This is a genomic window from Vibrio sp. V43_P6S15P86 (assembly GCF_009904725.1).
In the GTDB taxonomy this organism is placed as follows: domain Bacteria; phylum Pseudomonadota; class Gammaproteobacteria; order Enterobacterales; family Vibrionaceae; genus Vibrio; species Vibrio diabolicus.
This window is the reverse complement of sequence record NZ_WXWT01000187.1, coordinates 1-7,080: the sequence shown is the minus strand read 5'-3', so window position 1 is coordinate 7,080 and position 7,080 is coordinate 1. Positions and strand designations below refer to the sequence as shown.

The following is a 7,080-nucleotide window of genomic DNA, read 5'->3' as shown; positions in this document are numbered from 1 at the left end:
ATACTCTTAGCCACTCTGGCTTGAATACGGTTAAAACCGCCAGTGACATACCATTTAATAGGCCCTCAGGGAAGGCAAGCAACGGTACAAAAATAAAGTAGTTATGTTGAATGGTTTCCCAATCGTAATGACCAACCGATAAATGGTAAAAGGAGTTAATCAGCAGATGCAGGCTTCCTGTTATCGCGCCGTTGAAAAAACCTGCAACGAAGATGAATACAAAAATGTTTCTTGGCAAGTAGTGATAACTCAAAAGAAAGACGAGGTAACTAATGAAAATAGGAAGCAGGGCAGACAATACTAAAGACGTGGGTAACTGCAACAACGACACATCATGTAGCAGGTGGTTGACCAGCATTGCGGGGATACTGATTAGAAAGGCCATACGCCAACCATACATCATCGTCAGCGTTGTTAGCGCGAGAAAATGAATCTGTAGTCCTTCTTTTACGCCTGCTTGGGTTGCCCATAAGATGCTGAAAAAAAAGAGTGTTGCGAAAACGAGGTGCTGAAATGCTTTTTCCTTTTCAAGCTTGGGCCAAACGACTTTTTTCCAATCCGGTAGACAGTAGGCGAGTACTATCCAAAGTATGACAACCAGAGAGCCCAAGTTAAACCAATCCATGTTACTACCTTCCTATGCGATCATGACGCAATCATTTCTATTGTTCTTTTTATACCTAAATCACCTCATAGATATTCATTGAAGGTACTTAGGCATAGTTAAAAAAATACCAGCAATATGCTGGTATTTTAAAGAGGTTAGTCTTGCTGTTCACTTAGTATTTTACGTTATCGTTGTACTGCGCAAGAATGGATTGAATCTCGTCCATAGTTTCTTTCGGTGGAGGGTTTACCCCTTCGAGTGGGTATTCTAAGCCCAATGCTTCCCATTTATGGGCACCCAATTTGTGATAAGGAAGTAACTCGACCTTTTCGATGTTATCCATATCTTTAATAAACTCACCAAGCATGTGTGCTGCTTCAGGGTCATCCGTGTAACCAGGTACGACTACATAGCGAATCCAAGTTTTCTTTCCGATTTTTTGCAAGTAACGAGCAAAGTCCAATGTACGTCGGTTCGATACGCCGATGAGATCTTGGTGCACTTCATCTTTCATGTGCTTGATATCAAGCATTACTAAGTCTGTTGCATCCAGTACTTCATCGATAACATCAGTATGTTTACGAACATAACCGTTCGTATCTAGACACGTATGAATACCTTCTGCCTTAGCTGCGCGGAAAAAGTCCCGTACAAATTCAGGCTGAAGCATCGCTTCGCCGCCAGAACAAGTAACGCCACCACCTGATGCATTCATGAAGTGGCGGTAACTTTTCGCTTCGGAAATGATCTCTTCAACCGTAACTTCTTTGCCATCATGCGTATCCCATGTGTCGCGATTGTGGCAATACTTACAGCGCATCAAACAACCTTGCAAGAAGACGATAAAACGAATACCAGGTCCGTCTACGGTACCACATGACTCAAATGAGTGAATACGACCAGTTGTTGACATCTTTTGCTCTCATTACTAGTAAATTCTAGCTGTTATTTTATTACAAAAAGCAGGGTTAAAACAGCTTTGTCGGTACTAAAGGCAAGGTTATGTGAAGAAAGAAAATAGATAGACCAATCTAAATAAATGCTTGATCACAGGGTTGGTTAATACCAAACGAGAGAACTTGCCTTGTATTTAGATTGGTGTGGATACAGGGATAAGTCAGCTTTTAGAAAAAGGCGAACACAGAGAAGGAACCTGTCCCATAAACATCAGTTTGGGATTCTTCATAATCTGGCGTTTTTATCGTAAAGGTTAGGCTTGCACCGTAATTTTGGTTATACCAAGTTGCACCCGCTACGGCGCTTGCTTGCCAATTTTGCAGTGTGACGTCGTATGGCGCGGATGGCTCAGGAATACCAGGGCGATCGCCTTCGATGGTCATGTCATTGAAACGGTAACGACCTTCAAACCCCGTAAATAAGAACCAGCTTGAAGTATCCTGTGCGAGCATACTCGCTGAGAACGGGCTCTCAACACTAATATTGGCGGCTCCGATGCTGCTTGCTAGGTTTGTACCCCAACGAAACATGACGCCTTGAGAGACATCACTACGGAAGTTACCTGCATTGATGTCGTTAATGTTGGTGATTTCCCATTGCGTTTTTTGTTCTTCGCTGCGCATCAATTTATTAAATACGCGGTAGCCAAGGCTAAACGCCACTTTATCGTCGATCTGGTAATCCCAACCTTGTGGGTCAGTCGAGCCTGTTATGCCGTGAACGATTTCTTGCGCTTTTTCTGAAAGCGAACTTTCACCTGTTGCACCGATGGTGAAGTTGTAGCGGACGGCCTTATCATCAGTCAAAGAAAAATAGTTGATCTCAGTATGTAGATAACCCGCATATGGGCGATCATTGACCAGTGGATAATCCGCTTCAATGTCGCTCGGAGTCCACATTTTGTGGCCAAGAACCAACTCTATTTTATCGATATTGGCGTGTTCTGAGTCAGCCAGACTCAGCCATTTCCATTGGCTTTCTTGTTTCAGTTGGCCTGTTGCGTAGGAAAGAAAAATACCATTTGTGTAGTCTTGGTCGACGCCGAAAATACCATCATTGTCGAGTGTGAAAGAGACCGTAGACTTAGTGGATGCCATCGCAACTGGAGAAAGAAGAGTAAGAACAATTAATTTACTGAGTTTCATATACTTTATTTACTAACTTTTTTCGCATCATACGTAAGAATGTGGGCAAAATCTTTCGTAATATCACAACTTCATTCAAGAAATAAAAAAAGGCTGATGCTTAGAAGCATCAGCCTTTGTTGTATCACTAAAACGTTATTTCACTAAAGTCTTATAGAGACTCTGTGAATGTGCGTGCGATTACGTCAGCTTGTTGCTCTGCAGTTAGAGAGTTAAAGCGAACAGCGTAACCAGATACACGGATTGTTAGCTGAGGGTATTTCTCTGGGTGCTTAACGGCGTCTTCTAGAGTTTCGCGGTTAAGAACGTTCACGTTTAGGTGTTGACCACCTTCGATACCCGCTTCGTGGTGGAAGTAACCATCCATCAGGCCAGCTAGGTTAGCACGTTGTGAACCCTCATCTTTACCTAGTGCATTAGGTACGATAGAGAATGTGTAAGAGATACCATCTTGTGCGTCAGCAAACGGCAGTTTTGCAACTGAAGTTAGTGATGCTACGGCACCTTTCTCATCACGACCGTGCATTGGGTTAGCACCTGGAGCAAATGGAGCACCAGCACGACGACCGTCAGGTGTGTTACCAGTTTTCTTACCGTAAACCACGTTTGAAGTGATAGTAAGAATTGACTGAGTAGGGATTGCATCACGGTAAGTCTTAAGCTTACGGATTTTGCCCATAAATACAGAAACAAGTTCACATGCGATATCATCAACGCGTGGGTCGTTGTTACCAAATTTAGGGTAATCACCTTCGATTTCGAAGTCGATTGCTAGACCGTCTTCGTCACGGATTGGCTTAACTTTTGCGTATTTGATTGCAGACAGAGAGTCAGCCGCAACAGATAGACCAGCAATACCACAAGCCATAGTACGTTTAACGTCACGGTCATGTAGAGCCATTAGTGCCGCTTCGTAGCTGTACTTGTCGTGCATGAAGTGGATAGCGTTTAGTGCAGTCACGTACTGCTTCGCTAGCCAATCCATGAAGTGGTCCATCTTCTCCCACAACTCATCGTAGTTCAGTACATCGCCTTCGATCTTCGGCATTTGTGGGCCAACTTGGATTTTTAGCTTCTCATCCACACCACCGTTGATGGTGTAAAGCATAGTTTTCGCAAGGTTAGCACGAGCACCAAAGAACTGCATTTGCTTACCAACAACCATTGGAGATACACAACATGCGATTGCGTAGTCGTCAGAGTTCATGTCTGGACGCATTAGGTCGTCGTTTTCGTACTGGATTGAAGAAGTATCGATAGACACTTTCGCACAGAACTTCTTGAAGCCTTCAGGTAGTTGCTCAGACCAAAGAACAGTGATGTTTGGCTCTGGAGAAGGACCCATTGTGTATAGTGAGTTTAGGAAACGGAAGTTTGTACGAGTAACTAGCGTACGACCGTCAAGACCCATACCACCCATAGACTCAGTTGCCCAGATAGGGTCGCCAGAGAATAGATCATCGTACTCAGGAGTACGTAGGAAACGAACCATACGTAGTTTCATTACGAAGTGGTCGATCATTTCCTGAGCTTGTTCTTCTGTGATGCGGCCAGCAGCGATATCGCGCTCGATGAAGATGTCTAGGAACGTAGAAGTACGGCCTAGAGACATTGCCGCGCCGTTTTGAGATTTAACAGCAGCTAGGTAACCGAAGTAAGTCCACTGGATAGCTTCTTGTGCAGTTTCAGCAGGACGAGAAATGTCACAACCGTATTTTGCAGCCATTTCTTTGATTTGACCTAGAGCACGGTGTTGCTCTGCGATCTCTTCACGAAGCTGCATTGTCATTTGTAGGTCTTCGCCGTTCTCGAAACGCTCTTGTAGAGAAGAGAACTGTGCGAATTTATCCTTCATTAGGAAATCAATACCGTATAGAGCAACACGACGGTAGTCACCGATGATACGACCACGACCGTATGCATCAGGAAGACCAGTCAATACGCCAGACTTACGACACGCCATGATTTGTGGAGTGTAGATGTCGAAAACGCCTTGGTTGTGAGTTTTACGGTATTCTGTGTAGATTTTCTTAACTTGTGGGTCAAGCTCGCGGTTGTAGGCTTTGCATGAACCTTCAACCATACGGATACCACCGTTAGGGATGATCGCACGTTTTAGAGGAGCGTCAGTTTGAAGACCTACGATAGTTTCTAGGTCTTTTTCGATGTAGCCTGCATCGTGAGCAGTGATGGTAGAGATAACTGAAGTATCAAAATCAACAGGCGCGTGAGTCGCGTTCTCTTGTTTGATGCCTTCCATTACCTTAGCCCAAAGCTTGTTAGTCGCTTCAGTACCTTCAGAAACTAGGAAAGATTCGTCGCCTTCGTACGGAGTGTAGTTCTTCTGAATGAAATCACGAACGTTTACTTCGTTTTGCCAGTCGCCTGCAGCAAAACCTTCCCAAGCTTTAGCAAATTGCTCTGCCATGACATACCTACCTTTTTAGTAGAAAAAAATACGTACTGCTTCGCCGTTGAGCCAGCTATCCCCAAGTTAAAGAGGGGAACAGTACACTCTTATGAATAACAATATTTATAGTCTTAAATTTAAATGTTCGAGTTACAAAACTATAAATATTGTCACTAGTTTTAACGTTTCTCTTTTTAAGCAACAGTTAGAGGTTAAACTAAAATTTTTTTGCAAACCTTAAACTAAATCAATAAATCCTCAAAAATCTCGATAAAAATGGGGTAGCGACGAGCGCTACCCACACATTTTCTGAACTGTCAGCTTTACAGCCAAGCTTGGATGCCATATTGGCCTTCAAGCATACCAACTGCAAGCATAGCAACTAAACAGATAATAAGTACGCTTACTGGGATCACAATCTTGTCTACAAATGACAAGCGAGACGCGCGCTCTTTATCACCAATTAAGCCGTTGTTATCTAAAAGCATAGTTAGTGCCCAAGCTAGAACAGGGTTAACGACTGCTGAACCAAAGATACAGATGCCTGCTGCTTGTGAATCTTTTGAGTCTTTCACCATCTGCATGCCTGCTTCAAGTAGTGGTAGAGAGACACCAACGAGAAGAGCAACGCGCATAACTGGTGGCCATACAGCAACATCCATAGGGAAACCAAGGATTGCAACAATAATACATAGAGAACCTAGTAAGATTGCACCGCCAGGAATAGGGCGCTTCGCGATTGCTGCAGGGATCATGTAAGTCCCCCAAGATGATGTGATGTTACCACCACCGACAGCGGTACCGACCATTTGGCGCACAGAACACATTGTCATTGTGTCATCAACGTCCATCAGTACTTTTTCACTCTTACGTGGGTAGTTCATTTCTTGGAAGATGCGGTGACCCAAGAAGTCAGGAGACCACATTGCTACAGCAAGAATTGCGAATGGTAGAGAAGCAATGAAGTGTTCCATATTAGGAAGACCAAGCATCCAACCTTCTTCTGTTGAACCCCACCAGTAGATTGGGTTTAGGTTTGGAAGACCCGTCTCGGTTACGAATTTAATATCGAAGCCTGCGCCAAGAACAAGTGCGATTGCAAGGCCAGTGAAGGCACAAACAGGGATTGCTAGCCAGCGTTTGTTCACTTTAGCAAGGAACGCGTATAGGCCAATAGTAACCGCAAGAACGATTAGACCGATGTAACCCATGCTACCTGCGGCAACTGTGTCGGATTGCAAACCAACAGCCCAAGCTTGAATGGAATTAATTTGGCTCATCGTTCCGGTTAAACCCAAGAAGATGAGAAGGCCACCAGCCGTACCTTCAGAGGTGAGGTTAACCAGTTTTGAACCACCTTTTAACAGGCTCAGAATTAAACCAAACACACCAATAAGAATTGCCAATGCAAGAGGGTGAGCACCAGCAAGCGCGATGGTACCAATAAGAGGGATCATTGGGCCGTGGTTACCTGCTAGGTTGGCTTTAGGGTTAATAAAGCCAGAAGCAAGTACACAGAAAAGAAGTGCAGGGATGAGCATCTCTACACGGGCAACTTCGATGGCGAAATCTTTGCCTAGGTTAACATGGTCCCATGCGGCAGTTAGGCCTTCAGCCCAAGACATCATTACCGCAGAGTACATCGCGATAATACCAATCGTACCGGCAAGTGCTGGAACAAGATCTTCAAGTTCAAAACGGAAGTCACGACCTGGCAAGTTTAAGCCGAAACGACGCGGCTTCATAATTTGTAGTTCGTGGTCTAGGTAGTCTGAACGGCTTGCGAACTCAGATGCTGGACGATGAAGCTCACGGTAGCTCTTGGTCTCGATATCTGAATCAGAGTGCGTTTTGTTAACTGCGTCTGACATAGATTCCTCATATATTTAAAAGTTATGAATTCTTCATTCAATTGTGTTAATCCGCATCCTGCGGCACGCTTATGCTAGCTATTATTAGAT

The 7,080-nt window shown here is 44.2% G+C and carries 5 protein-coding genes; all 5 read right to left on the bottom strand.

All coding sequences use genetic code 11. From position 1 onward, the window contains the following. On the bottom strand, positions 1-625 hold a 625-nt coding region (locus tag CAG69_RS08095), incomplete at its 3' end, for an energy-coupling factor ABC transporter permease (protein ID WP_161443617.1). Positions 626-779: 154 nt separating this feature from the next. Then, positions 780-1,520, bottom strand: coding sequence for a pyruvate formate lyase 1-activating protein (pflA, locus tag CAG69_RS08090; RefSeq protein WP_005390663.1), 741 nt, complete (start codon positions 1,518-1,520; stop codon positions 780-782). 211 nt (positions 1,521-1,731) lie between these two features. After that, positions 1,732-2,709 carry a lipid A deacylase LpxR family protein gene (locus CAG69_RS08085; protein ID WP_161443615.1) on the bottom strand — a complete coding sequence of 326 codons (978 nt, stop codon included), beginning with the start codon at positions 2,707-2,709 and terminating at the stop codon, positions 1,732-1,734. Between the two features lie 151 nt (positions 2,710-2,860). After that, positions 2,861-5,137, bottom strand: a complete 2,277-nt coding sequence (gene pflB, locus CAG69_RS08080; protein ID WP_005390666.1) for a formate C-acetyltransferase — start codon at positions 5,135-5,137, stop codon at positions 2,861-2,863. A gap of 305 nt (positions 5,138-5,442) precedes the next feature. After that, positions 5,443-6,990, bottom strand: a complete 1,548-nt coding sequence (locus CAG69_RS08075) for a DUF3360 family protein (protein ID WP_005390668.1) — start codon at positions 6,988-6,990, stop codon at positions 5,443-5,445. Positions 6,991-7,080 lie beyond the last annotated feature (90 nt).

Excerpts from the sequence above, each read along its gene's own strand:
- pflB (WP_005390666.1), bottom strand. The coding sequence starts at position 5,137 with ATGGCAGAGCAATTTGCTAAAGCTTGGGAAGGTTTTGCTGCAGGCGAC.
- pflA (WP_005390663.1), bottom strand. The coding sequence starts at position 1,520 with ATGTCAACAACTGGTCGTATTCACTCATTTGAGTCATGTGGTACCGTA.
- CAG69_RS08085 (WP_161443615.1), bottom strand. The coding sequence starts at position 2,709 with ATGAAACTCAGTAAATTAATTGTTCTTACTCTTCTTTCTCCAGTTGCG.
- CAG69_RS08075 (WP_005390668.1), bottom strand. The coding sequence starts at position 6,990 with ATGTCAGACGCAGTTAACAAAACGCACTCTGATTCAGATATCGAGACC.